Source organism: Kribbella sp. NPDC003505 (assembly GCF_040610875.1).
Lineage (GTDB): Bacteria > Actinomycetota > Actinomycetes > Propionibacteriales > Kribbellaceae > Kribbella.
In genome coordinates this window covers 224690-248504 of record NZ_JBEXNA010000010.1, presented here as the reverse complement: position 1 = coordinate 248504, position 23815 = coordinate 224690, and the positions used below count along the sequence as shown (strand labels likewise).

The window sequence follows — 23815 nt, the reverse complement described above, 5'->3', positions numbered from 1 at the left end:
ACCGACACTTTCCGGCCGGATCCGGACAACCTCGCCATCCCGGAGGTTCGCTCTCAGCGAAACCGGGGGCAGGTGGTACAGGCGGTCACGTTCGGCAACACGTAGAAGTAGCAGCAGGACGTCCGCAGTTTCTCCTCCAGCGACACCCCGAACGCCGCCGCGGCCCGGTCGGCGTACAGCGCGTCCTCCGGTAGCCGGATCGCCGCCCGCACCTCGTCGTCCGCCGCCCCGAACCGCTGCAACGACCCCAGCTTGACGCCGGGGCGGTACCAGTCGAGGAACGCGCTGACGTGGGCCGTGTGCTGTGCAGCCGCCTCCTCGACCGGCACGACCGCGTCGGACAGCAGCGCCACCTCAGCCGGGTAGTGCGCCACCGGGTGTCGCTTGAACGCGAGGGCCGCCGGTGAAACCTCAGGCGAGAAACCTGTCACCGCCCCGATGACCCCGGCGACCAGAGACGGCACCTGGACGTACCACATCAGCGTGAACATGGCCGCGACCTGCACCGGCGGCTCGATCCCGTAGTCCCGCGCGTAGTCGGCGGCCGCAGCCGAGCGCCACGCCAGCGTCGGGTCGCCGCCGGCTTCCTGCTCCGCGATCAACTCCGCACACGAAACCCAGCCCGGGCCACGCGCCGCCGTACTCACAGACAGCCAGCTGACCGAGTCAGCCAGTACGCCCGCCAGACGGCCCACGGTGCAGGTCATCCAGCCAGCCTACGATCCGGTACGACGACCGGTGCGCCGCCGACCTCGACAACAGTCGCCTTCAGCCCGAACACCTCGGCCAGCAAGTCCGCGGTCAGTACGTCGACCGGGCGGCCCTGCGCGGCGATCCGCCCCTCCCCCATCACGACCAGGTGGTCGGCGTACTGGGCTGCGAGGGTGAGGTCGTGCAGCACGGCCACAACGGTCCGTCCGGACGTGGCTGCAGCGTGGACCACGTTCATCACGTCCACGGCATGCGCGAGGTCGAGGTACGTCGTCGGCTCGTCCAGCAGCAGGTGCTGCGTCCCCTGCGCGAGCACCATCGCGATCCACACCCGCTGACGCTGACCGCCGGACAGCTGGTCGACCGACCGGTCACGGAGCTCTGTCAGCTCAACTGCCCGCAGTGCGTCGTTGATCGCGGCATCGTCATCACTGGTGAGCCTCCCGAACAGACCGCGATGCGGATGCCGTCCACGCGACACCAACTCGGCAGCGGTGATCCCCTCCGGTGTGACCGGCCCTTGCGGCAGGACACCGAGCTTGCGGGCAAGTTCGCGCGCAGGCAGTTGGTAGATGTCCTTGCCGTCCAGCAGCACACGTCCGCTCTGCGGAGCGAGCAGTCTGCTCATCCCGCGCAGCAGGGTCGACTTGCCGGATCCGTTCGGCCCGACGACCGCAGTCAGCTGACCGGACGGCACCTCCAGCGTCAGGCCGTCGACCACCGGCACATCAGCGTCGTACGCGAGGGTCAGGTTCTCGACGTGCACTAGCGTCCCTTCTGCTGGCGACCGATGAGATGAAGCAGGTACGGCGCTCCGCACGCGGCCGTGACCACGCCGACAGGCAACTCGTACGGGCCGACGTGCGCCCAGTGCAGCCCGTTCCGCGCCAACAGGTCAGCCAGGACGACGAACAGTGCGCCGAGCATCGCCGTGGTCAGCAGGGGCGGCCGTTCCGTCCGGGTGAGCCGCAGCGCGACCTGCGGCGCCACCAGCGCGACGAACGCGATCGGACCGGCGCCTGCGGTCGCCATCGCCGCCAGCACCGTCGCGATCACCAGCAACGCCAGCCGGATCCGCGCCACCCGGACGCCGAGCGACGACGCCACGTCGTCACCGAGCACCAGCGCGGACAGGTCCCGGTTGAACATCATTGTCACCGGCAACAGCAGCACGACGGCGATCAGCACCGGGATCGCGTCGCTCCAGGTGCGCGCGTTCAAGGATCCGGCCAACCAGGCGGCGGCCCGGCCCGCGTCGTTCACGTCACCGACTACCAGCAGCCAGGCGACGAGCGAGTTCGCCGCGGCCGCGACGCCGACGCCGATCAGCACCACCCTGCCCGCGTCCACCACGCCGCGCTGGACCGACAGCGCGCCGACGACCAGCGTGGCGAGCAGTCCGCCGAGAACAGCCGCCAACGGGATCCCGACCTTGGCCGCGACGCCGGAGATGTTGCCACCGCCGGTGCCGGCGAGCACGATCACGGCGACCGCCCCGGCGGACGCGCCGGAGTTCACGCCGACGATGTCCGGGCTGGCGAGCGGGTTGCGTGACAACGTCTGCAACAGGGCACCGGACACCGCGAACGCCATGCCGACCAGCAGCCCGGTCGCAACGCGTGGCAGCCGCAGCTCCAGCACCACGAGCCGCGTGCCGCGACGACCGCCGCCGAGGAGTACCTCGACCACGTCGGCGAGCGGGAGCTTCGTCGTACCCACGCTCAGCGAGACCAGCGCGATCAGGACCGCGAGCGCCGCGAACAGGATGCTGAGGACGACCGTCCGTGACCTCACAGATCTCACAGATCTCACAGATTTCACAGATTTCACAGCGCCACCGCCCGGCGGCGTACGACGAGGACGAACATCGGAGCGCCGACGATGCCGAGGACGACGCCTGCCTGGACCTCGCCCGCGCCGCCGACGAGACGGCCGACGAGGTCCGCGAGCACCAGCGCGGTCGCGCCGATGACACCCGCGGCCGGGATCAGCCAGCTGTTGCGGGCCCCGAAGATCCGGCGCGCGACGTGGCCGGCGAGCAGGCCGAGGAATCCGATCGGACCGCACGCCGCGACACCGGCGGCGGTCAGCAGGCCGATCGCTGCCAGTCCGACGAGCCGGGCCCGGCGAACGGAGAGGCCGAGACCCGCCGCCACGTCGTCGCCGAGGGCAAGCAGGTCGAGGTCACGGGCGTTGACGGCGGCGAGCAGCAGTCCGACGACGGCGAACGGCAGCACCTGAGCGGCGACATCCAGCCCGCGGCCGGCCACCGATCCGACCGCCCAGAATCGGTAGCTGTCGAGAGTGTCGGCGTCGAGGAGAACGATCGCGGAGGTGAGCGCGCCGAGCAGTGCGGCGACCGCTGCACCGGTCAGCGCCAGGCCGACGGGCGTGGCGCCGGAGCCGCGCGAGGCCAGTTGCTGTACGGCGAAGGTGGCGATCAGTGCGCCGATCAGCGCGACCCAGACGGTCGACGACACCGACTCGACCAGACCGAGCTGGAGTCCGAGCACCACGGCGAACGCCGCGCCGGAGCTCACGCCGAAGATGCCCGGCTCGGCCAGCGCGTTTCTGGTGTGTCCTTGCATCAACGCGCCGGCGATCCCGAGACAGAGCCCGATGAGGACCGCGACCGTCGTGCGCGGGAATCGCAGGCTGCGCACGATCACGTCGGCGTCCGACCCGGAGTCCGCAGCGAGGGCGTGCCAGACCGCGCCCGGTCCGAGCCAGCGCGAGCCGAGCGCGAGGCTCGCGGCGAACGCGAGCACCAGAACGACGACCAGGGCCAGGAGTGCCGCGGTACGCCGGACGGCCAGGCTCGCAGTGGGAGCGGCGGAGGACATATGGTTAGGTTTGCCTTACTTCGCTGAGGTCGTGAGTCACCTTATCCCGTTGCCTGATCCGGTTGCTTGGAGACGTCTGTGCGCCTGCCCCGCATCACCGCCCTGCTCGCTGTCGCCGCCCTCGCCCTCACCGCCTGCGGCGGGTCCCGGGACGAGGACTCCCCGGACGCCGCCGGCGCGTCCGACGGGTTCCCGCGCACGATCGAGCATGCGATGGGCAGCACCGAGATCCCGGCGAAGCCGAAGCGCGTGGTCGCACTCGACGCCAGCTTCGTCGACGCCACGCTGATCCTCGACACGCCGGTTGTCGGCTACACCGAGTACCGCAGCATCAAGGGCAGCCTGCCGGACTACCTCGGCGACGACCGGACGACGTACGGCTCCGAGGCGCAGGCGGTCGGCACGCTCGCCGAGCCGAACCTGGAGAAGATCGCCGAGCTGGACCCGGACCTGATCGTCACCGCGAAGGTCCGGCACGAGAAGCAGTACGAGCAGCTGTCCAAGATCGCGCCGACGATCATGTCCGAGACCACCGGCCCGACCTGGAAGGCCAACATCCGGCTGGAGGCCAAGGCGCTCGGCCAGGAGGCGCTCGCCGAGCAGGAGATCACGGCGTACGAGAAGGCGGCCAAGACCGTCGGCGACGCGATCAACGCCAAGGCGGGCAACCCGACGATCTCGGTCACCCGGTTCGTCGACGGCCCGACCCGGCTGTACCAGAAGAAGAGCTTCTCCGGCATCGTCCTGCAGGACGCCGGCCTGGCCCGCCCGAAGTCGCAGGACGTCGACGACTTCGCGCTGGAGATCAGCCCGGAGCGGATCAAGGACGCTGACGCGGACGCGATCTTCGTCACCGTCTACGCCGACGAGAAGGGCCTCGGCCAGAAGACCGCCGCCCAGTTCAAGGCGAACCCGCTGTGGAAGCCGCTGGCCCCCAAGGTCCACGAGGTCTCCGACACCACCTGGATGACCGGCGTCGGCCTCCAGGGCGCCTGGTCCATCCTCACCGACCTCGCCGAAAGCTTCGACGTCCCGGCACCGGTCAAGGCCGGCTGACCGATTAGTGTCGGGGGTATGACGGCTCTCGCGCGGTGGCACGTCGGTCCGTGGACTGCCCGGGGGACGCGGCCCGGTGAGCCGACGGTGCCGGGGCGGCGGCGGACGGCTGACGAGCTGAACTTCGACGTGGTCGGGCTGGCACGGATTCTCGGGCGGCGGTTGTCGGGGCGGGACGAGTTGCAGGTCCGGCTCTGGCAGAACGAGTTGCGGCCGACGCACACGCGGATGTGCGGAGTCCACACGCTCGCGGATCCGGACAACGCCCGCCTGCTGCACGACACGGCGCAGGAGGCGCTCGCCTGGTTGGGAGAGCACGCGCCGGCGGGGTACGAGTTCGTCCTCACGGACGCGGTCGAGCTGCGACCGCTTCTCGACCTGTCCGCCGACGTGATCGCCGTCGACGCGGTCGTGCAGCTCGCCGACCGCCCTCTGCCTGCCGCACGGCTGGCGACGGCCCACGTACGCCGCTCCGCCACGGGTGACTGGTACGCCGGGGACGCGGTGTGCAACTGGTCCGGCCCGCACGCCACGTCCGACGACGCGGTCGCCGCGGTACGAGTTGCCCGCGACGAACTGGTGGAGCAACTACGCGCCGCGGGCCGCGAGGACCTCGCCGGCACGGCGCCCCGCTGGCCAGAGATCCCGGTCGAGTCCGCGTAGCAGGTGATCAGGGTGCGGTTTGGGTTTCCGGAGAGTCCTCGGCGGCCGGCCGCGTTTCGTCTTCGGAGAGGACGTGGTGGGTGAGGAACGCCAGCTCTGCGTCGACGACCTGATCATGCGCGGCAAGGAAGGGCGCGTAGTGGTTGCCCGGGACTGTCAGCAGCTCGGCCTTCGGAGTGCTGGCGGCGGCTTTCAGTGTCGGGGCTGCCAGGGCTGACTGGTCGTCAGCGCACACGACGTACAGCACCGGGCAGCGGGCAGCAGGCGCGTACTTCAGCGGGCGGTAGAGCGCTGCCGGGAACACAGAGCGAGCTGCGATCGACTGCTGCCACTCGGGATAGCGGTTGTCCGGGTTGAGGGTCGCGTCGCTCAGTTGGGCGTCGGGGGTGTTGAGAAGCGCCACCGTGCCGGGCGGCCCGGCGAGGTCCACCAGACGGGCCGGCCGGCCGAACAGACCGCCGGCCAGGTCGAGCAGGCTGCGGCCGATCAGCCGGAGCGCGCTGCCGGGAGTCTGGTAGCGCGAGGCGTTGCGGGTCACGGTCGGGCCGTCGACGTTGGCGGACTGGGCGATCGCGGCGGCGATCCCGACATCTTCCGAGGCGAGCTGCACGATGTATCCGCCGGGGAGTGAGAACGCCCAGATCGCCACCCGCTCGACACCCGGAAGCGTCTTGGCGTAGGCGATCGCGGCGCGCCAGTCGGCCAGCTGATCGGACACCCGGGCGACCTGTCGCGGCTCACCGGCACTCTCGCCGAAGTTCCGGTGGTCGAACGCCAGGACACCGAACCCGGCCGCGGCGAACCGCTCCGCGAACCGGTCCGTGCCCGGCTCCTTCGTGACGCCGAAACCGCCCGTCATCACCACACACCCGCCGTTGGCGCCGGGGTAGTGCCAGGCCGCGCACGTGACCCCGCCACTCGTGAAGCTCACCTTCTCGCGCATACCAGAAGTGAACCACGCGGTTCGCAAAACTGTCCAGGACAGGGCCTAGGGCCGCTCCTCGCGGTCGAGGGCGCGGACCAGCGCCGCGAAGCCGGCCTCGATCCCGGCCGCGTCGCCGCTCGTCCGCCACTCGATCAGGAAGCCGCGCAGCGTCGCGAGGATCAGCTCGGCCACCTCGGTCTTGCGCTGCTCGTCCCAGTCCCCCGGGCACAGCGACAGCAACGCCGGCAGGTACTGATGCGAGGCCGACCGGGCGAGGTCGGCGTACCGCCCGGCGTCGTACATCGCGAGCCCGATCGCCTGGTCGAGCACCCACGACTCTGCGCCGACCAGCGTCGGCCACATCGAACGGACCCGGTCCGCCAGCGACCGGCCGTCGCCCTCCCCCGCGGCGGCCAAGGCACGGTCGATCCGGCGCTCGCGCAGCTGCAGGACCGCCTGGGTGAGCAGGTCCTCGGGCCCGTCGAAGTGGTACAGCAGAACCTTGTGCGTCGTACCGGCCGCGCGCGCCGCCCGGCGGAGCGAGAAGTCGACGAGCCCGTTGGTCCCGAGCTCGTCGGCCACCTTGTCCAGCAGCTCACGCCGCCGGGCCTCACCTCGGGGCGACTTCGCCGAGCGCCGATACCCGGCACGCTCCCCGGACGGGTCAGGTGAATCGGTCATCTCAGGTGAAGCTCGCGACGAAGTACCCGACGCCGTACGGCGCCGCCTCGTAGCGGAGATCGCCCGACAACGGCGTCCCCGCGAGGGCTCCGGCGAGCACCTGCCACGGCGCGCGGCCGGCGGCCTGCAACTCGCCGGCCAGGTCCGGGTCGAGGGCCTCGAGGACGTCGAGATCCTTGTGCTGCAGGGCTTTCGCGACCGTGGTGTCGAAGATCTCGGCGCGCGGGTGCAGGTGCACCGGCGAATGCTCGCTGCGGCGCGCCGAGCCGTCGCCCATCACCAGCAGACCGACCCGATCGTTGCCGTCAGCAATCTCCCGGCCGAGCCGGACGCACTCGCCCGGCACGGCGTCCGTCGGCACGGCCCAGTACGTACGCGGCAGCGACGCCGCCTTCGACTGCTCGAGCAACCAGCCACCGACCGCCAGCGACAACGGCAGAACCTCCGGCCCGGCCCCGAACCGCACACCAGGCGCCCCGTAGGCCCCGAACGAGCCACCTGCGTCGGCGCCGTACACCCGCGGGAAGACAGGGGCGCCCGCGGGGATCGAGCCGACGACCAGGACGGTGGTTGCTGTTGCGAGCGCTTCGATCGCGGCCAGGCAGGCGGCTCGGAGCGGGTCGAGGTCAGCGGCGGCGCCGGAGGCCACCTGGGGGATCAGCAGCGGTGGGTGCGGGCACACCGCGGCGGCTACGACGGGCACGGGTCAGGCCTCCCGGAGGTAGCGGAAGAACAGGTAGTCGTCGGAGGCGACCAGTCTCGAGCCCAGCTTCATCCTGCGGGTCAGCGTCGACGGCGGGCCGGCAGTGATGCGGCCCGATCCCGGCCCGGCCAGCATCGGCGCCAACGCCAGGCACAGCTCGTCGACCAGGTCGGCATGGGTCAGGGCACCCAGCAGATGCGGCCCGCCCTCGGACAGGATCTGCTGCAACCCCCGCCCGGAGAACTCTTCGACGACCGCCGGCAGGTCGACCTCGGCCTCGCCGAGGACGAGCACCTCGGCCACCTCCTCCAGCGCTTCCCGCCGGTCCGGCGGCGCGGCCGCGTGCGTCACCACGATCGGCCGGACGGCGGACCTGAACACCGGGTTGACCGGGCTCAGCTCGAGCCGCGAGGACACGATCGCGAGCGTCGGGTTCTCGGCGAGCCCGGCCGCGGTCCGCCACTCGCGGGCCTTCGCGGACAGCTTGAGCGGGTTGTACCCCTCGTCGCGGATCGTCCCGGCGCCGACCAGGACGACGTCGGCGAGCCGCCGGATCATGCTGAACACCCGGCTGTCGGAGTCGCTCGACAGCGCCTTCGACTGCCCGTCGATCTCGACCGCGCCGTCCAGGCTGCTGACGAAGTTCGCGCGCAGGTGCGGCACGCTCCGGTCCGCGACCTCGTAGACCGCGATCAGTTCCTCGTCGCTGAGCTCGTCGAGCAGACGCATCAGGCCAGGCTCCTTCGGGTTCCGGCGGGCTGCGCCGTGCCACGCAGTACGGCGATGAAGTCGAGGGCCTGCCGGGCGGCCGGGACGTCGTGCACGCGGAACACCCGGGCACCGAGCCAGGCGGAGACGGTGAGCGCGGCGAGAGTCCCGTTGCCGCGCTGCCCCGGCGGCAGTTCGAGGGTCTCGCCGATGAAGTCCTTGTTCGACACCGCGACCAGCACCGGCCAGCCGGTCGCCGTGAGTTCGTCCAGGCGGCGGGTCAACTCCAGCGACTGCAACGTGTTCTTGCCGAAGTCGTGCGTCGGGTCGATCAGGATGCCGTCCCGCCGGACACCGGCGGCGAGCGCCCGCTCCGCGAGCGACGTCGTCGTACGGATCACGTCCGCGACCACGTCGTCGTACGCCATCCGGTGCGGGTCGGTGCGCGGCGAGAGACCTCCGACATGGCTGCAGACCAGGCCGGCGCCGGCTTCGGCGGCGGCATGCACCAGGTCGGGATCGGCGCCCGCCCAGGTGTCGTTGATCAGATCCGCTCCGGCTGCGGCCACTTGCCGGGCGACTCCGCTGCGATAGGTGTCCACGCTGATCACGAGCGCCGGGTGGCGGGCCCTGATACCGGCCACGAAGTCCACGGTCCGGCGCAGTTCCTCGTCCTCGCTGACCGGCTCGCCGTACCCGGCCTTCACACCGCCGATGTCGACCAGGTCGGCGCCCTCGGCGACCGCCTTGTCGATCGCCGCGTACGCCGCGTCGGTCGCGTAGGTGGCGCCGCGGTCGAAGAACGAGTCCGGGGTCCGGTTGACGATCGCCATCAGGGCGAACTCGTCCACACCGAACGACCGGCTGCCCAGCCGGAGCACTCCGTCGCCCGTCGTCACGCCAACGACTCTAACGGGGCGGACGTGAGCCACTCACCAACCCCCGCTCCGGCCTGCCGCCAAGGGTGTGCCGAGCGTGCTCCGCATCCGCGGCGGCGACTTGGTGAGCGCTGCAGGTCCGGGCCGATCTATCGCGCGTGCCACATATCCTATAGGATCCGTCCCGACAGACCGCCCACCGCAGCAGATCGGGTCCTCGATGCCACGATTCACCGAGTTCGAGACGTACGACGTCCGCTTCCCCACGTCGCTGGACCTGGACGGCTCCGACGCGATGAACACCGACCCGGACTACTCCGCGGCGTACGTGATCCTGCGGACCGACGCCGGGGACGGGCTGGAGGGACACGGGTTCGCGTTCACGATCGGCCGCGGCAACGACATCCAGACGACCGCGATCGAGGCGCTCCGCGACCACGTCCTCGGGCTCGACCTGGACGCCACGCTCACCGACCTCGGCGGCTTCTGGAAGTCGCTCGTGCACGACTCGCAGCTGCGCTGGCTCGGCCCCGAGAAGGGCGTCATGCACATGGCGATCGGCGCGGTCGTCAACGCGGTGTGGGACCTCGCCGCCAAGCGTGCCGGCGTCCCGCTGTGGAAGCTGCTGTCGGACCTGACGCCGGAGCAGATCGTCGACCTGGTCGACTTCCGGTACCTCACCGACGCGCTGACGCCGGAAGAGGCGCTGGACATCCTGCGCAAGGCCGAGGCCAGTCGCGCCGAGCGGGAGGCAGTCCTGCGCGAACGCGGATACCCGGCGTACACGACGACGCCCGGCTGGCTCGGGTACGACGACGCGAAGCTGGTCCGGCTCTGCCACGAGGCCGTCGCCGAAGGGTTCACCCAGATCAAGCTCAAGGTCGGCGCGAACCTGGACGACGACATCCGCCGGATGCGGCTGGCCCGCGAGGCGGTCGGCCCGGACATCCGGATCGCGGTCGACGCGAACCAGCGCTGGGACGTCGCGGAGGCGATCCGCTGGGTCGAGGCGCTGGCGCCGTACGACGTCTGGTGGGTCGAGGAACCGACCAGCCCGGACGACATCCTCGGGCACGCGGCGATCGCTCGCGCCATCGCGCCGATTCGCGTCGCGACGGGTGAGCACGTGCAGAACCGGGTGGTGTTCAAGCAGATGCTGCAGGCCGGGTCGCTGTCGGTCCTGCAGCTGGACTCGGCCCGGGTGGCCGGCGTGAACGAGAACATCGCCAACCTCCTGCTGGCGGCGAAGTTCGGCGTACCGGTGTGCCCGCACGCGGGCGGGGTAGGACTGTGTGAGCTGGTCCAGCACCTGTCGATGTTCGACTATGTCGCGGTGAGCGGATCGATGGACGACCGGGTGATCGAGTTCGTGGACCACCTGCACGAGCACTTCCTGGACCCGGTGGTGATCCGGGACGGGCACTACGTGGCGCCGGTGCGGCCCGGGTTCGGCGCCGAGCTGGACGCCGAGACGCTGACCGACTTCCGGTTCCCGGGTGGCAAGATCTGGACCGACCTGACCAAGGAGAAGAAGTGACTGATTTCGCCGGCCTCCGCGCGGTTGTCACCGGAGGCGCCTCGGGGATCGGGCTCGCGGCCGCCGAACTGCTCGCCGCCCGCGGCGCCCAGGTGGTCGTGTTCGACCTGAAGCCGGAGGTCGCCGCGCCGCTGACCGGGATCGCCGCCGACGTCACCGACGACGGCTCGGTGCGGGACGCGGTCGCGGCTGCCGCGCTGCAGCTCGGCGGGATCGACATCGTGGTGAACAACGCCGGCATCGGCGCGCAGGGCAACGTGACCGCGAACGACGACGACGAATGGCACCGCGTGCTGGACGTGAACGTGGTCGGCATCGCGCGCGTGACCCGGGCCGCGCTGCCGTACCTGCGCAAGTCGGACGCGGCCGCGATCGTCAACACCTGCTCGATCGCCGCGACCGCCGGCCTGCCGAACCGCGCGTTGTACTCGGCGAGCAAGGGCGCCGTCCTCGCGCTGACGATGGCGATGGCCGCGGACCACGTGCGTGAAGGGATCCGGGTCAACTGCGTGAACCCCGGTACGGCGGACACGCCGTGGGTCGGGCGGCTGCTCGACGTCGCGGCGGACCCGGCCGCGGAGCGTGCCGCGCTCGAGGCACGGCAGCCGATGGGCCGGCTGGTGTCGGCCGCCGAGGTCGCGCAGGCGATCGTCTACCTGGCCAGCCCGCTGTCGGGTTCGACGACCGGTACGGCGCTCGCGGTCGACGGCGGCATGCAGAACCTGCGGCTTCCGGCGGCGCGCTGATGAAGCTCTTTCCGGACGGTCAGCGCATCGGGCTCGGCGGTGCGCCGCTGGGTAACCTGCTCGGCGAGGTGCACGAGACGGACGCCGTCGCCGCCGTGGACGCGGCGTGGGAGGAGGGCTGGCGGTACTTCGACACCGCCCCGCATTACGGTCTCGGGCTCGCGGAGGAACGACTCGGCCTCGGCCTGCGATCCCGGCCGCGGGACGAGTACGTGTTGTCGAGCAAGGTCGGGCGGATCATCTACGAGGCCTCCGACGCCGCCACCGACGACGAGGGATTCGACGTCAGTACGACGCGGCGCCGGCGCTGGGACTTCTCGCGGGACGGCGTCCTGCAGAGCATCGAGGACTCGCTGCGGCGGATCGGGACCGACCGGCTGGACGTGGTGTTCGTGCACGACCCGGACGACCACTTCGAGGAGGCGGTCGCGACCGCGTTCCCGACGCTGATCGAGCTGCGCGAGCAGGGCGTGATCGGCGCGATCGGCTCCGGGATGAACCAGTCGGCGATGCTGACCCGGTTCGTGCGCGAGATCGACATCGACGTGATCATGCTGGCCGGGCGCTACACGTTGATCGACCCCGACGGCCTCGACGACGTCCTGCCGGCCTGCGTGGAGAACGACGTACAGGTGGTTGCCGTGGGCGTCTTCAACTCCGGGTTGATGTCGCAGCCGCGGCCCGCGGCCGGGACCACGTTCAACTACGAGCCCGCGGCGCAGTCGCTGATCGACAAGGCGAACAGGCTCGCGGACATCTGTGAGTCGCACGGCACCACGCTGCCTGCAGCAGCTCTCGCGTTCCCGTTGGCACACCCAGCCGTCGCCGGCATCGCCGTCGGCTGCCGCAACGCCGAAGAGGTTCACACCAACGCGGCCCTGGCCCGCACGGAAGTTCCCACCGCACTCTGGTCGGACCTGAAGTCGGCCGGCCTCCTCCGCGAGGACGCACCTACTCCGTAGGGGTTGTGCGGGAGGCCAGGTGCAGGGCCAGCCGTTCGTCCGGGTTGGTGAGGTCTACGCCCAGGAGGTGCTGAATCTTGGCGATCCGGGCGGCGGCGGTGTTGCGGTGGATGCCCAGCACTGCGGCTGTTTCGGCCACGGAGGATTCCGTGTCCAGGTAGACAGCCAGTGTGGTGACGAGATCTCCGGGCTGGTCCTTGATCGGAGCCAGTAGGGCCCGCGCGGCGGGCTGGAACGTGTCGGTGCGGGTCCAGGCCAGCAGGAGCTGCGCCAGGCCGAGCCGGTCCACGTGCAGGAACCGGCCGGTCTCGGCACGCCCGCGCGCAAGGCCGGCCGCGTCGCCCGCTTCGGCCAGCGTCGTGGCGATTCCGCTCGGCCCCGGCTGCACCCGCCCGACGCCGACGTACGCGTCCACGGTCTGCACCAGTCGTCGATGGACCCGCCGGATCGCGGCGGCCTGCTGCTGCACCTCGGTTGCCGTCGGTTCCCGGACAGCGGTGATCCACGCGGACCAGCCGTCGCCTTGCTCGACCACAACAGCCCCTAGTCCTTCGGCGTCGAACGCCTCCACCACATCGGCTCGCCGACCGGCGACGTCAACTTGTCCCTCGGTCCCGATCCGGATCCCGGTGTGCCAGCCGTCGAGCTGCCAGCCGAGATCCACCGCACGCCGCCGCGTCGCCTCCGACGGCTCGCCGTGGAGCAGCTCACCGAGCAACGACGTCCGCTGACGTGCGTCCCGCTCCAGCTCCAGCCGTCTGAGCGCCATACGCTCACCGACCGCCGGTGCGACAACGCTGAGCACGTCAGGCACGGCGGCGACCTCGGCCGGCACCGCACCGGGCAGCCGCGCCACCAGCCAGCACACCGGCCCGGCGCCGAGCACAGCAACCGCAAGCAGTACGGCGCCGCTGGGGAGGTCGACGCGGTACGGCGCGGCCCATGCCACAGGCACCCGTGGCAGGGCCGTCGCCAGCGCCGTACGTTCGTCCGGCTCCAATGGCTCACCGGCCAGCGTCCCGCCGTCAGCTCCCGCCAACGTGACCGGCCGGTCCAGTGCGTCGGCCGTGGTCCGCAGTACCGCGTTGAGGTCGCCGCCCGCGCGCCGCAGCGCCGAGACAGCTCGCAGTACCAAGTCCGACCGGAGCACCTCCGGCTCAGCTGTCACGCGACGCAGGTACTCGTGCGCTGCCAGCGGGTCCGGGCAGCCCAGCACGGGCAGCTGCAGCCGCTCCGCCAGGAGCTGCGCACCGCGCCCCAAAGGCTCCACACCCGCAAGCAGCAACGCACCCGCGCCGGCAGCGGAGGCCCTGCTGATCAGTGCGTCGATCCGCCAGTCCGCGTGGTCATCTGCCAGCAGTACGACGAGCAACCGTCCGTGCAGCTGCTCCGGATGCGCAGAGACCTCCAGCACCACCTGGGAGCCGGTCAGACGAGGCTCCCGGATCGCCGTGGCGGCGAGGACGACCACGTCGTTCCAGCCCGGCGAGCTGAGCATCGCGGCCAGCGTCGGCCCCAGGTCTGTCATGACGCTTCCAGCAGTTGCGGCGGACACGACAGCCCGAACGCCTGCGGGCCGACGTGGGCGAGCCGGTCGGGCCGCCGCCACCAGGCAGGCCCTGGCAGCGCCACCACCACGACCTCGTCGCCGGTGCGGATGGCGTCCACCGCGATCGGCTGGAGCGTCCGGCGATCGAGCACGCAGAGCAGGTCCGGTGTGGTGACGACCGGTATGCCGTCGACCAGCGCGAGCAGGTACTCGTTCTCGGTCTCGATCCTGATGACCGCACGGCTGCCGGCATCGACCACGCACACGCTGCCGCGACCGAAGGCGGCGCCACCGTCGGCGATGAGATGACGGGCGACCTCCTCGACCCGCCCGGCGCCGAGCAGCCGTCCACCGAGACCCGCGGCAACCACAGAAGGCGTGGTGTCGGAGTCGAGGGCGGCATGGGCTCGTCCGAGAGCCAACGCCCGGGTCAGGCTCCCCTGTACGGCGTCCGCGGTCGCGGCCCCCACCGCTGTCGGTGCCAGCGCGAGCACGGCCCACCCACCGGTCTGGGCGACGAAGCTCCGCACGGCCCGCTCGAGGCCGGCGGCGTCGACGTTGTCCACGACGATCACCTGACCGCTCGGCTCACTGAGTGCACACGGAGTCAGCGGGCGGCCCGCGACTGCCCAAGAGAACTGATCGAGCCGCGGCAGCGCCCGCCCCATCAGGTCCGCGTCGACCACCGGGAGGCCCAGATCCAGGGCGGCGATCAACGGCGTCAGCCCGTTCAGCCCACCCGCTTCGAGCGGCATCAGGCCGGTGACCTCGGTCCCCGTCCACCGGCTGACGGCCCGCACCGCGGCGTCGAACTCACCACCGCCCGGCAGCTTCTCCATCAACACACTGGTCGCTCCCACCACGCCGATCGGACTCACCGAGACATCGGGTACGTCGGTGGCGTCGCGCAGAACCAACTCTCCCGCACCGAGCTGCCGACGCAGCATCCGGCCGAAAGCGCCCGTGTCGCCCCCACCACCGGAGCCGAGCAGCGTGACCCCGACGACAAGCGCCGTCAGATCCTGCTCTCGGACGACCGTGCTCATGCGCCGATCCTGCCACCGGCGGACCTGCAGCACTCAGCAAACGCGCCAAACCGGCCGCGCGGATCACGGGCTGAGCGTGCCGGGCCGACGGACCGCGAGGTTGGTGAGTGCGGGACGTCCGGTGGAACCCCGGCCCGCCGCGGAGGGGTCAGCACGGCGGGCCGAGGGTCAGAGGACGAGCGCCTCCGCGCGGCGCTCGACAGGGCTGAACGTGACGTCCAGCCCGAAGCAGGACGGCCCGAACACGGCCAGGGCCTCGGGGGTGCGCATCAGCTCCGGGGTGGAGATGCCGACCACGGTGACGCGCTGGCCGTAGCGCAGGCCTTCGGTGGTGATCGGCTCCGCGGTGTCCGCCTCCAGCACGCAGATCAGGTCCGGCACCGTGCACACCACCTCGCCGTCGACTTCGGCGACCAGATTCTCGTTCTGGAAGCGCAGCTCGAGCCGCGACGCCCCGTCGTACGAGGTGAAGCGGGCCCGTCCGCGCGCGAAGCCCTCGACGGTGCGGCGCTCGACGTCGACGACCTTTCCGCGGAACAGTACCCGCAGGTGGTTGTAGAGCGTCGGGGCCAGTGCTGCCCTGACAGCCTCGATCGGGTCTTCGTGCGCCGCCCGCGCCTCCCGGACCGCCCGGCCGATCGACAGCCCGAGCGAGAGCGTCCGCGGTACGGCGGTCCGCTTCACCTCGGCACCTGTCATCGAGTACTCCGCGATGTGCGCGACGCCGCCGAGCCGGATGGTGATGCCGCGCGCCAGCCACTCCATCTGCTGGTTGTCATGGCCGGTGTCGATCACCACGGTCTCGTCGTGCTCCCCGGCGATCGCCATCGGCGACCCCGGGACGCCGTACACCGAGAACGTCTCCATCTGCAGCTCGGGGAACGCACGCCCCATCCCGTCCGCGTCGACCACCGGCAACCCGGTCCGGGCGGCGACCAGCAGCGGGATCATCGAGTTGATGCCGCCGCACTCGATCGGCATCGTCGCGTCGGCGCGCTTGCCGAGGTGCTTCTCCAGCGCACGCAGCGCACCGACCGGTTCGCTGCCGCGCGGGATCTTCTCGACGATGACGGTCGGCGCGCCCATCTGCGCGGTCGGGATCACGAAGGCGTCGTCGGCCAGCTCGTCCGGGTCGAGAACGGTGATCGGGCCGTGCTCGCGGATCGCCTGCTCGACGAGCAGCCGCCCGATCAGCGGGTCGCCGCCACCGCCGGTCCCGAGGATCGCGGCGCCGCGCGCGAGATCCCTCAGGTGCTCGATCCCCAACTCCCAGCTCATACGGTCTCCAGGGCGCGGATCGGGTCGAGGTCGTAGCCGAAGTACCGCGGGCCGACCAGTTCGATGCCCTCGGGCGAGTGCCAGCGTTCGTCGGCCGGGGCGGCGAGCACGCTGACCCGGTGGCCGTAGCGCAGCGCCTCGGTGGTGATCGGCTCGCCGGACTCGGTGTCCAGCACGATGATCAGGTCCGGCGTCGTCGCCACCGCCGTACCGTCGAGCTCCGCGACCAGGTGCTCGTTCTGGAAGCGCAGCACCAGCAGCCGGCCGTGCGAGGCGTCGAGGCCGTCGACGGCCGCGTCACCGCGCGCGAAGCCGGTCGTCGTACGGCGTTGCACGTCGACGACCTTGCCCACGTGCAGGAGCCGGCCGCCCAGCTCGTCCACCACCGCCGCGACCGGATCGGAATGGGCTCGCTGCGCATGCTCGATCGCGCGCCCGATCGTCACGCACTTGCTCAGCGTGCCGGCGACGAACGATCCGCGGACGTCCGCGCCGGTCATCGCGTACAGCGACACGATTGCGGAGCAGCCCATGTCGACGGTCGCCGAGCGGGCCAGCCGTTCGGCCCATTCGTTGCTGATCGTGTCGAAGACGCCGCGGTTGCCCTTCTCGTCCACGATCGACATCGGCGTCGCCTCGATCCCGGCCAGCGTCGGCAGCACCATCTGCAGCTCGGGAAACGCGCGGCCCATCCCGTCGCCGTCGACCAGCGGCAGCCCGAGCTGCGCAGCGGCGATCACCGGGACGGTCGAGTTGACCCCGCCGGCCTCGATACAGGCCAGGTGGGTCGGCGTCTTCCCGACGTACCTCGCCAGGGTCTGCACGGCGACCGAGATCTGGTCCGCCGACGGCAGCTTCTCCACCATCACCGTCGGCGCGCCCATCATCGCCACCGGCAGCACGCAGGCATCGTCGGGAAGGTCGCCGACGGCAACGATCTCGACCGGCCCGTGTTCCTTCAGCGCCTGCTCCGCCAGCAGCCGCCCGATGTGCGGATCCCCGCCACCACCGGTCCCCAGCACCGCAGCACCGCGGGCCAGCGCACCCAGGTCCTCGGCCCGGAGTTTCATCGGGTCTCCCCCAGCCGGAGGTCGCCGACCGCCTTGCAGCGGATGCGGGTCGCATTGCCGGGCAGGTACGGGATCGGGACCTCGTCGAAGTCCACGATCCGCACGGCCGCCGGATCGGCGCCGGCCGCGATCGCGCGGTCGACGGCCTCCTGCCGCGCCTCGTCCACCACCGCGTCCCGGCGGCCCGGATCGATCGCGTACACCCGGTCGACCTCGCCGCCGACCTGCGCGATCGCGGCGCCGATCGCGTTCGCGACCGCGAAGTTGTCCGGCCGGTGCACGGCGAGGCTGCCGGGCAGGTCGTCCGGCAGCAGGATCGAGCCGCCGCCGACCGCCACCACCGGCAACGGGTCCGGCGACGTCCGCATCCGCTCGACCGCGTCCGCGATGTCCGCCGCGACCCGGGCCAGCGCAGCCTTCACCAACGTGGGATCCAAGTCGGCGACCGCGTCCGCCGAGCCGACCTCGGCCCGCCCCGCCGCGACCGCGATGTCCGTCGCGGTCAGGGTCTTGCCGCCGAAGACCAGCGCCTCTTCCGTCAGCCGGTATCCGACCGACCGCGGTCCGACCGTCACCTGGTCGCCGCCGTCGGCCACCAGGCTGCCGCCGCCGATCCCGATGCTGAGCACGTCGGGCATCCGGAAGTTGGTCCGGACGCCGGCCACGTCGACCTCGGTCGTCGCCTCCCGCGGGAAGCCGTGCGTCAGGACACCCACGTCACTCGTCGTACCGCCGACGTCGACGACCGCGCACGTGTCGAGACCGGACAGCAGCGCGGCGCCGCGCATCGAGTTCGTCGGCCCGGACGCGAACGTGGCCACCGGGTACCGGCGGGCGAAGTCGACGTCCATCAGCGTGCCGTCATTCTGGCTCAGGTACAGCGGCGCGGAGATGCCGTGACCCGCGACGGCGCCGGCCAGTCCATCGACGATCGAAGCGGCCAGCTCGCGCAGCGCTGCGTTGATGATGGTCGCGTTCTCCCGCTCCAGCAGGCCGATCCGGCCGATCTCGTGCGACAGCGAGATCGCCACGTCGTCGCCGAGCTCGGACCGCAGGATCTCCGCCGCGCGCAGCTCGAACTCGTTGCTGACCGGAGAGAACACCGACGAGATCGCCACCGACCGAACGCCGTGACTGACCATGTCGCCCGCGTGCCGGCGCAGTTCGTCCTCGTCCAGCTCGGCGATGTGCCGGCCGTCGAACTCGTGACCGCCGTGCGCCAGGTAGCTGCGGCCGCTGATCGCCTCGACCAGCCGCTCGGGCCAGTCGACCAGCGGCGGCAGCGAAGCGGTGGCGGGCAGCCCGAGCCGCAACGCCGCGGTCGGCGCCAACCGCCTGGCCTCGACGAGAGCGTTGATGAAGTGCGTGGTGCCGATCATCACGGCCTGCACCTGTGCTGGGTCGAAGGATCGCTCCGCCTGCAGCCGGTCCAGCGTGTCGATGATGCCGGCGGTCACGTCCGCACTCGTCGCGGACTTGTTGGCCGCCAGCACGTTGATGCCGGCTCCAGTGCCGTCCAGCAGCACGGCGTCGGTGTTGGTGCCACCGACATCGATGCCGATTCGCATCTGCAGTTCCTCTCAGCTTGTCGCGGGTACGGCGGTGACGCCGGCGGTCTCACTGTCCATCGTGCGGCTCGTGCCGACGCCGCGGATCAGGCCGAGCTTGCCCGCGACGACGTACGCCAGGAAGCCGACCAGGAGCGAGTTGATACTCGGCAGGCCCCACGCGACGTACTTGCCGATCAGCGCGGCGCCGATCCAGATCACGATCGTCGCCGGCACCCAGGTCGGTGCGGTCGCGGGCAGCGCGCCGCTGGGCCGGGAGGCGTCCAGGTCGGGGCGCCAGCGCTTCACGACGAAGTACTCCGCGACCATGATCCCGGCGATCGGCGGGAACGCGACCCCGAGCAGGATCAGGAAGTCGGTGAACTTGTCCAGGATCCCGCCGGCCGCGAGCACACTGCCGAGCACACCGACGACGAGCGTGACGGCGGCCCGGTTGACGTGCCGGCCGAAGACGGTGCCGATGAAGTTCACCACGCCGAGGCCGGAGCTGTAGAGGTTCCAGTCGTTGATCTTGATCGTGCCGAGGATGATCACCAGCGTGCCGACCCAGCCGACCGACGAGGTGACGATGGTGACCACGTTCGCCGAGCCGATCGCGTGCGCCAGCAGTACGCCGACCAGACCGATCACGTACTCGCCGAGGGTGATGCCGAGCACGGTCTGCTTGACCACGTCACCGACCGTCCGGTTGTAGCGGGTCATGTCCGGCGTGATGACGGCACCGACGATGAATCCGCCGGCGACCAGCGTCGTCCCCTCCAGCAGGCTCAGGTGCGGGCCGGCCGGCGCGGCGTTGACCAGCGAGCCGAGGCTGTGGTCGGAGAGCTCGCTGATGATCGACCAGCCGACCAGCAGCAGGAAGGCCGGGACGGTCACGTACGCGACCCAGGCCATCGAGTGGAAGCCCCGCAGGACGACGAGCGTCACCGCGAGACCGAACACGAGCGACCAGCCCCACGTCGGCAGGACGCCGATCAGCTGGCTCAGCCCGGCCGCGGACACCGCGGACTGGATCCCGAACCAGCCGATCAGGCTGATCCCGATCGCCAGCCCGATCAGCGACGAGCCGGCCTGGCCGAAGCCGGTCCAGCGCGCGATCACCGACGTCTGCAGCCCCTCGCGGGTGCCGATGACGCCGATCAGGATCGCCACCAGTTCGAGGATCACCGCGCCGAGCGTGAGCGCCCAGAACGCGTCCCAGAAACTCATGCCGAACCCGAGCGTCGCGCCGAGCAGGAACTGACTGAGCGCCGAGATCTGCCCGAAGCGCTGGGTCGCGACCGACCACCAGGAGTACCGCGCGTGCTCGGGGACCCGGGCGAGCGCGTAGTCGTCCGCACCTACAGATGTACCGGCCATCGAAACCTCCAGCCCTGGGATTTCATCGAACGTACGACGGGCGTCCCTGGTACTCACCGTGGAGAGTGCACACTCCCTGGGCGGTGACTGTGCAACCGGCCCAGCTCGCTACTCTTGTCGGGATGGCCGGTCGCATGCTGCGGTTGCTCGGCATACTCACCGTGGTCGCCGGGGTCTTCGCCATGCACGGCCTCACCTCCCCCGGCGATCCTCCCGCTGTTCGCGAAGGCACGGCGGGTGGTGGGTGAACGGTCGTCGCCCCGGATGACGCCGTCGTCGTTGGGTGTACTGCGCTGAGCAGACCAGCGCGACCGCTCCGGTAGCCTCGTTCAACGACGCGGACGTCGAGTTCGCGAGACGTCAGGCAAGGACGCAGCCTCGATCGCACTGGCCAAGACGATCCACACGGCCCAGACCACCGAGATCGCCACCATGCAACGCCTGCTCGGCCGCCTCCCCGTCAGCTGACCCTCGACGCAGCCGGGCCGCAGCAGTCTTGCGGCCCGGCTGCCTTTACCGAGCAGGATTCCAGTGGACGTGCAGTTCGTCGCGACGGCCGATCTGTTCGACGCGGTGCGCGACGCGTGCGCTCTGCTGCTCGAGGACCGAGGCGTCCTCGGCCCGGAGATGCAGGAGCAGTTGCCGCGGGCTGGAGCGGATCGTCCACGTCGCCGTACCGAGGTCGATCACGAGCTCCTCCGCCGACGCCGAGACCACCGTCAACCCACCGGGCCCGTGCGACAGATGACTGGCCAGCTGACCGAGGTACCGCTCAGCTCGCTCGGTGTCGAGCCGCGCTTCGAGAGCAGGCATCAGAACCTCCTTTTTCGAGACAGAGTGTCTCGATCATAGGCAGGTTGTCCAGCTAGGATCACGTCATGCCGAAGTTGTGGAACGACAGTGTCGCGAGTCACCGGGAGGCTGTGCGTACGGCGGTGCTCGACGCGGCCGGCGCGGTGGTGGCCGAGCGCGGGGTGACCGGGGTGACGATGGCCGAGGTCGCGCAGCGGTCCGGGATCGGGCGGGCGACGCTCTACAAGTACTTCGCGGACGTCGAGTCGATCCTGATCGCCTGGCATCAGCGCCAGGTTGCGGACCATCTACGGCAGCTCGCCGAGATCTGGGAGCGCACGCACCGCATCGAGGACGTGCTGGAGGCGTACGCGTTCATCTGCCACGACCATCCGCCGTCCGAGCCCGCCGCATCCCTCCACCGATCGGCGCACGTCGACCACGCGCGCGAACATCTCGTCTCGTTCATCGCGGATCGGCTGGACACCATGCGCGACGACGTACCCGCGAAGGAGCTGGCGACGTACTGCATCCACGCGCTGCAAGCCGCAAGCGCCGTACCGTCGAAAGCGGCGGTACGGCGCCTGGTGAAGGTCACCCTTGACGGGTTAGGCGCTCCGGCGACAGGTCGAGGCGGCGCAGGAGCTGGGCGTTGAGGGCGACGACGATCGTGGAGATCGACATCAGGAGTGCGCCCACGGCCGGGGAGACGACGACGCCGGCGAAGGCGAGCACTCCGGCGGCCAGCGGCACGGTGATCACGTTGTAGCCGGTGGCCCAGATGAGGTTCTGCCACATCTTGCGGTAGCTGGCCCGCGACAGCTCGACCACCGACAGCACCGCCCGCGGGTCGTCGGCGGCGAGCACCACACCGGCGGACTCGATCGCCACGTCGGTGCCGGCGCCGATCGCGATCCCGACCTCGGCCCGCGCCAGGGCCGGAGCGTCGTTCACCCCGTCACCGACCATCGCGACCTTCAGCCCGCGCGCCTGCAGCTCGGCGACCTTGGCGTCCTTGTCCTGCGGCAGCACCTCGGCGAACACCTCGTCGATCCCCAGCTCCTTCGCGACCGCCTCGGCGACCTGGTGCGCGTCGCCGGTGATCATCGCGACCTTCACGCCGCGCCGGTGCAGCGCGGCGACCGCCTGCCGGGACTCCTCCCGGACCTCGTCCTCGAGCGCGATCGCGCCGAGCACCTCGCCGTCGCGGACCACGTGCAGCACCGCGGCCCCGCGGTCCTTCCAGCCCGCGACCTCGGACTCCAGCCCGTCCGGCTCGGCCAGGCCGTTCTCCCGCAGGTACGCCGGTCCGCCGACGGCGACCTCGGATCCGTCCACCACGGCCTGGACGCCGCGCCCGGTCAGCGACCGGAAGTCCGTGGCAACGAGGTTTCCGTTGCCGCCGGTGGCTCCACCACCGGCTCGCGCACCGGCAGCCTGGGTCGCGTGCGCCCTGACGATCGCCTTGGCCAGCGGATGCTCGCTGTCCGCCTCGACCGCGGCGGCCAGCGCCAGCAGCTCGTCCTGCGAGACCGACTCGACGGTGGCCACGCCGGTGACGGCCGGCTCCCCCTTCGTCAACGTGCCGGTCTTGTCGAACAGCACCGCGTCGATCGTCCGCATCCGCTCCAGCGCCAACCGGTTCTTCACCAGGACGCCGGCCTTCGCGGCACGCTCCGTGGAGATCGCGATCACCAGCGGGATGGCCAGCCCGAGGGCGTGCGGGCAGGCGATCACCAGCACCGTCACGGTGCGCGTCACGGCGTCGTCGAGCTTGCCCAGCAACGCCCAGACCACGAACGTGATCACACCGGCGATCGAGGCGAAGTAGAACAGGAACGCTGCGGCACGGTCAGCCAGAGCCTGCGCGCGCGACGACGACGCCTGTGCCTCGGCCACCAGCCGCTGGATGCCGGCCAGCGCGGTGTCGTCGCCGACCGCGGTGATCTCGACCCGCAGGGCGTTGTCGGTGGCAACCGTTCCGGCCACCACCGGGTCCCCGACGGCCCTCGACACCGGCCGCGACTCGCCGGTGATCATCGACTCGTCGACCTCGGCCTGCCCCTCGACCACGGTCCCGTCCGCCGGAACCCGTCCTCCGGAACGCACCAGGACGACGTCGCCGGCCTGCAACTCGTGCAGCGACACCTCGACGACCCCGTCGTCGGTCACCTTCTCGGCCGAGTCCGGGAGCAGCGCGGCCAACGCGTCGAGCGCACCTGACGCCGCGCCGAGCGCGCGCATCTCCAGCCAGTGCCCGAGCAGCATGATCACGATCAGCAGCGCGAGCTCCCACCAGAAGTCCAGGTCGAAGCCGCCGAGCTGCAGCGTGGTCACCCACGAAGCGACGAAAGCGACCGTGATCGCCATCGAGATCAGCAGCATCATCCCGGGCTGCCGCGACTTCAGCTCGCTCCAGCCGCCGGTGAGGAACGGGCGCCCGCCGTACACGAAGATGACCGTGCCGAGCACCGGCGCGATCAGCCCCGATCCAGGGAACTCCGGCGGCATGTAGCCGAGCAGGTCGGCGAACATCTCGCTGAAGAACACCACCGGCACCGCCAGCGCCAGACTGATCCAGAACCGGTCCTTGAACTGCGCCGCATGATCCCCGTGCCCACTATGCCCACCGTGCTCACCGTGGCCGCCATGCCCCGTGTGGTCGGCGGGCGCCATGTGGCCGGACTGGTCGGCGTGCCCGCCGTGTTCGTGGTGCTCGTGCTCGTCCATACCCCAAACC

The 23815-nt window shown here is 71.0% G+C and carries 24 protein-coding genes; 7 read left to right on the top strand and 17 right to left on the bottom strand.

Features of this window, described 5'->3' with window-relative positions; genetic code table 11:
• Positions 1-53: 53 nt before the first annotated feature.
• Genes ABZX12_RS30930 through ABZX12_RS30915 form a run of 4 tightly spaced genes read right to left on the bottom strand, consistent with a single transcriptional unit; the run spans position 54 to position 3554 of the window.
• Positions 54-707, bottom strand: a complete 654-nt coding sequence (locus tag ABZX12_RS30930; RefSeq protein ID WP_355698915.1) for a (2Fe-2S)-binding protein — start codon at positions 705-707, stop codon at positions 54-56.
• Entirely contained in the window at positions 704-1477 is a 774-nt protein-coding gene (locus ABZX12_RS30925) for an ABC transporter ATP-binding protein (RefSeq protein ID WP_355698914.1), read from the bottom strand. The genes ABZX12_RS30930 and ABZX12_RS30925 overlap by 4 nt, the downstream gene beginning before the upstream one ends.
• A complete protein-coding gene (locus ABZX12_RS30920; RefSeq protein WP_355698912.1) occupies positions 1477-2505 on the bottom strand; it encodes an iron chelate uptake ABC transporter family permease subunit in 1029 nt (342 codons plus the stop codon). The genes ABZX12_RS30925 and ABZX12_RS30920 overlap by 1 nt, the downstream gene beginning before the upstream one ends.
• Before the next feature lie 32 nt (positions 2506-2537).
• On the bottom strand, positions 2538-3554 hold the full coding sequence (locus ABZX12_RS30915; protein ID WP_355698910.1) for an iron ABC transporter permease: 1017 nt from the start codon (positions 3552-3554) through the stop codon (positions 2538-2540).
• Positions 3555-3632: 78 nt separating this feature from the next.
• Between ABZX12_RS30915 and ABZX12_RS30910 the strand changes: the two genes are divergently transcribed.
• Both ABZX12_RS30910 and ABZX12_RS30905 read left to right on the top strand, forming a co-directional pair.
• Entirely contained in the window at positions 3633-4610 is a 978-nt protein-coding gene (locus ABZX12_RS30910; RefSeq protein ID WP_355698908.1) for an iron-siderophore ABC transporter substrate-binding protein, read from the top strand.
• Between the two features lie 18 nt (positions 4611-4628).
• Positions 4629-5273, top strand: a complete 645-nt coding sequence (locus tag ABZX12_RS30905; protein ID WP_355698906.1) for a hypothetical protein — start codon at positions 4629-4631, stop codon at positions 5271-5273.
• Positions 5274-5280: 7 nt separating this feature from the next.
• Here ABZX12_RS30905 and ABZX12_RS30900 read toward each other — a convergent pair whose 3' ends face one another.
• From ABZX12_RS30900 to folP, 5 genes are read right to left on the bottom strand one after another with little or no spacing between them, the layout of a single operon-like run.
• On the bottom strand, positions 5281-6216 hold the full coding sequence (locus tag ABZX12_RS30900; protein ID WP_355698904.1) for an alpha/beta fold hydrolase: 936 nt from the start codon (positions 6214-6216) through the stop codon (positions 5281-5283).
• Positions 6217-6261: 45 nt separating this feature from the next.
• On the bottom strand, positions 6262-6879 hold the full coding sequence (locus ABZX12_RS30895; RefSeq protein ID WP_355698902.1) for a TetR/AcrR family transcriptional regulator: 618 nt from the start codon (positions 6877-6879) through the stop codon (positions 6262-6264).
• Position 6880: 1 nt separating this feature from the next.
• Entirely contained in the window at positions 6881-7582 is a 702-nt protein-coding gene (locus ABZX12_RS30890; protein WP_355698900.1) for a class III extradiol dioxygenase subunit B-like domain-containing protein, read from the bottom strand.
• A gap of 3 nt (positions 7583-7585) precedes the next feature.
• Entirely contained in the window at positions 7586-8311 is a 726-nt protein-coding gene (locus ABZX12_RS30885; RefSeq protein ID WP_355698898.1) for a pyrimidine reductase family protein, read from the bottom strand.
• Entirely contained in the window at positions 8311-9123 is an 813-nt protein-coding gene (gene folP / locus ABZX12_RS30880; protein WP_355699071.1) for a dihydropteroate synthase, read from the bottom strand. Before folP ends, ABZX12_RS30885 begins: the two co-directional genes overlap by 1 nt.
• Positions 9124-9388: 265 nt before the next feature.
• Between folP and ABZX12_RS30875 the strand changes: the two genes are divergently transcribed.
• From ABZX12_RS30875 to ABZX12_RS30865, 3 genes are read left to right on the top strand one after another with little or no spacing between them, the layout of a single operon-like run.
• A complete protein-coding gene (locus ABZX12_RS30875) occupies positions 9389-10705 on the top strand; it encodes an L-fuconate dehydratase (protein ID WP_355698896.1) in 1317 nt (438 codons plus the stop codon).
• Positions 10702-11451, top strand: a complete 750-nt coding sequence (locus tag ABZX12_RS30870) for an SDR family oxidoreductase (RefSeq protein ID WP_355698894.1) — start codon at positions 10702-10704, stop codon at positions 11449-11451. Before ABZX12_RS30875 ends, ABZX12_RS30870 begins: the two co-directional genes overlap by 4 nt.
• Positions 11451-12413, top strand: a complete 963-nt coding sequence (locus ABZX12_RS30865; RefSeq protein ID WP_355698892.1) for an aldo/keto reductase — start codon at positions 11451-11453, stop codon at positions 12411-12413. The genes ABZX12_RS30870 and ABZX12_RS30865 overlap by 1 nt, the downstream gene beginning before the upstream one ends.
• Here the strand turns inward: ABZX12_RS30865 and ABZX12_RS30860 are convergent.
• From ABZX12_RS30860 to ABZX12_RS30835, 6 genes are all read right to left on the bottom strand, one after another.
• Positions 12403-13941: a helix-turn-helix domain-containing protein gene (locus ABZX12_RS30860; protein ID WP_355698890.1), complete on the bottom strand. Its 1539-nt coding sequence runs from the start codon at positions 13939-13941 to the stop codon at positions 12403-12405. The two genes, ABZX12_RS30865 and ABZX12_RS30860, sit on opposite strands and share 11 nt — an antisense overlap.
• Positions 13938-15008 carry a DUF917 domain-containing protein gene (locus tag ABZX12_RS30855; RefSeq protein ID WP_355698888.1) on the bottom strand — a complete coding sequence of 357 codons (1071 nt, stop codon included), beginning with the start codon at positions 15006-15008 and terminating at the stop codon, positions 13938-13940. The genes ABZX12_RS30860 and ABZX12_RS30855 overlap by 4 nt, the downstream gene beginning before the upstream one ends.
• A 168-nt stretch (positions 15009-15176) precedes the next feature.
• Entirely contained in the window at positions 15177-16286 is a 1110-nt protein-coding gene (locus ABZX12_RS30850) for a DUF917 domain-containing protein (RefSeq protein ID WP_355698886.1), read from the bottom strand.
• Positions 16283-17356, bottom strand: a complete 1074-nt coding sequence (locus ABZX12_RS30845) for a DUF917 domain-containing protein (RefSeq protein ID WP_355698885.1) — start codon at positions 17354-17356, stop codon at positions 16283-16285. The genes ABZX12_RS30850 and ABZX12_RS30845 overlap by 4 nt, the downstream gene beginning before the upstream one ends.
• Positions 17353-18924, bottom strand: a complete 1572-nt coding sequence (locus ABZX12_RS30840; RefSeq protein WP_355698883.1) for a hydantoinase/oxoprolinase family protein — start codon at positions 18922-18924, stop codon at positions 17353-17355. The genes ABZX12_RS30845 and ABZX12_RS30840 overlap by 4 nt, the downstream gene beginning before the upstream one ends.
• A gap of 12 nt (positions 18925-18936) precedes the next feature.
• Positions 18937-20283, bottom strand: coding sequence for a cytosine permease (locus ABZX12_RS30835; protein WP_355698881.1), 1347 nt, complete (start codon positions 20281-20283; stop codon positions 18937-18939).
• 122 nt (positions 20284-20405) lie between these two features.
• Between ABZX12_RS30835 and ABZX12_RS30830 the strand changes: the two genes are divergently transcribed.
• Positions 20406-20531 (top strand): hypothetical protein, encoded by a 126-nt coding sequence (locus tag ABZX12_RS30830; protein WP_355698880.1) that lies wholly within the window; start codon positions 20406-20408, stop codon positions 20529-20531.
• Between the two features lie 265 nt (positions 20532-20796).
• On the opposite strand, the gene ABZX12_RS30825 is transcribed toward ABZX12_RS30830, so the two are convergent.
• Positions 20797-21096, bottom strand: coding sequence for a DUF2218 domain-containing protein (locus tag ABZX12_RS30825; protein ID WP_355698878.1), 300 nt, complete (start codon positions 21094-21096; stop codon positions 20797-20799).
• A gap of 65 nt (positions 21097-21161) precedes the next feature.
• Here ABZX12_RS30825 and ABZX12_RS30820 point away from each other — a divergent pair, with 65 nt between their 5' ends.
• Positions 21162-21731, top strand: coding sequence for a helix-turn-helix domain-containing protein (locus ABZX12_RS30820; RefSeq protein ID WP_355698876.1), 570 nt, complete (start codon positions 21162-21164; stop codon positions 21729-21731).
• Here ABZX12_RS30820 and ABZX12_RS30815 read toward each other — a convergent pair.
• Positions 21670-23805 carry a heavy metal translocating P-type ATPase gene (locus ABZX12_RS30815; protein ID WP_355698874.1) on the bottom strand — a complete coding sequence of 712 codons (2136 nt, stop codon included), beginning with the start codon at positions 23803-23805 and terminating at the stop codon, positions 21670-21672. The two genes, ABZX12_RS30820 and ABZX12_RS30815, sit on opposite strands and share 62 nt — an antisense overlap.
• Positions 23806-23815: the final 10 nt, after the last annotated feature.

Excerpts from the sequence above, each read along its gene's own strand:
- ABZX12_RS30815 (WP_355698874.1), bottom strand. The coding sequence starts at position 23,805 with ATGGACGAGCACGAGCACCACGAACACGGCGGGCACGCCGACCAGTCC.
- ABZX12_RS30855 (WP_355698888.1), bottom strand. The coding sequence starts at position 15,008 with ATGAGCACGGTCGTCCGAGAGCAGGATCTGACGGCGCTTGTCGTCGGG.
- ABZX12_RS30860 (WP_355698890.1), bottom strand. The coding sequence starts at position 13,941 with ATGACAGACCTGGGGCCGACGCTGGCCGCGATGCTCAGCTCGCCGGGC.
- ABZX12_RS30905 (WP_355698906.1), top strand. The coding sequence starts at position 4,629 with ATGACGGCTCTCGCGCGGTGGCACGTCGGTCCGTGGACTGCCCGGGGG.
- folP (WP_355699071.1), bottom strand. The coding sequence starts at position 9,123 with ATGGCGATCGTCAACCGGACCCCGGACTCGTTCTTCGACCGCGGCGCC.
- ABZX12_RS30895 (WP_355698902.1), bottom strand. The coding sequence starts at position 6,879 with ATGACCGATTCACCTGACCCGTCCGGGGAGCGTGCCGGGTATCGGCGC.
- ABZX12_RS30875 (WP_355698896.1), top strand. The coding sequence starts at position 9,389 with ATGCCACGATTCACCGAGTTCGAGACGTACGACGTCCGCTTCCCCACG.
- ABZX12_RS30865 (WP_355698892.1), top strand. The coding sequence starts at position 11,451 with ATGAAGCTCTTTCCGGACGGTCAGCGCATCGGGCTCGGCGGTGCGCCG.
- ABZX12_RS30850 (WP_355698886.1), bottom strand. The coding sequence starts at position 16,286 with ATGAGCTGGGAGTTGGGGATCGAGCACCTGAGGGATCTCGCGCGCGGC.
- ABZX12_RS30825 (WP_355698878.1), bottom strand. The coding sequence starts at position 21,096 with ATGCCTGCTCTCGAAGCGCGGCTCGACACCGAGCGAGCTGAGCGGTAC.
- ABZX12_RS30930 (WP_355698915.1), bottom strand. The coding sequence starts at position 707 with ATGACCTGCACCGTGGGCCGTCTGGCGGGCGTACTGGCTGACTCGGTC.
- ABZX12_RS30830 (WP_355698880.1), top strand. The coding sequence starts at position 20,406 with ATGGCCGGTCGCATGCTGCGGTTGCTCGGCATACTCACCGTGGTCGCC.
- ABZX12_RS30845 (WP_355698885.1), bottom strand. The coding sequence starts at position 17,356 with ATGAAACTCCGGGCCGAGGACCTGGGTGCGCTGGCCCGCGGTGCTGCG.
- ABZX12_RS30820 (WP_355698876.1), top strand. The coding sequence starts at position 21,162 with ATGCCGAAGTTGTGGAACGACAGTGTCGCGAGTCACCGGGAGGCTGTG.
- ABZX12_RS30835 (WP_355698881.1), bottom strand. The coding sequence starts at position 20,283 with ATGGCCGGTACATCTGTAGGTGCGGACGACTACGCGCTCGCCCGGGTC.
- ABZX12_RS30900 (WP_355698904.1), bottom strand. The coding sequence starts at position 6,216 with ATGCGCGAGAAGGTGAGCTTCACGAGTGGCGGGGTCACGTGCGCGGCC.
- ABZX12_RS30840 (WP_355698883.1), bottom strand. The coding sequence starts at position 18,924 with ATGCGAATCGGCATCGATGTCGGTGGCACCAACACCGACGCCGTGCTG.
- ABZX12_RS30885 (WP_355698898.1), bottom strand. The coding sequence starts at position 8,311 with ATGCGTCTGCTCGACGAGCTCAGCGACGAGGAACTGATCGCGGTCTAC.
- ABZX12_RS30915 (WP_355698910.1), bottom strand. The coding sequence starts at position 3,554 with ATGTCCTCCGCCGCTCCCACTGCGAGCCTGGCCGTCCGGCGTACCGCG.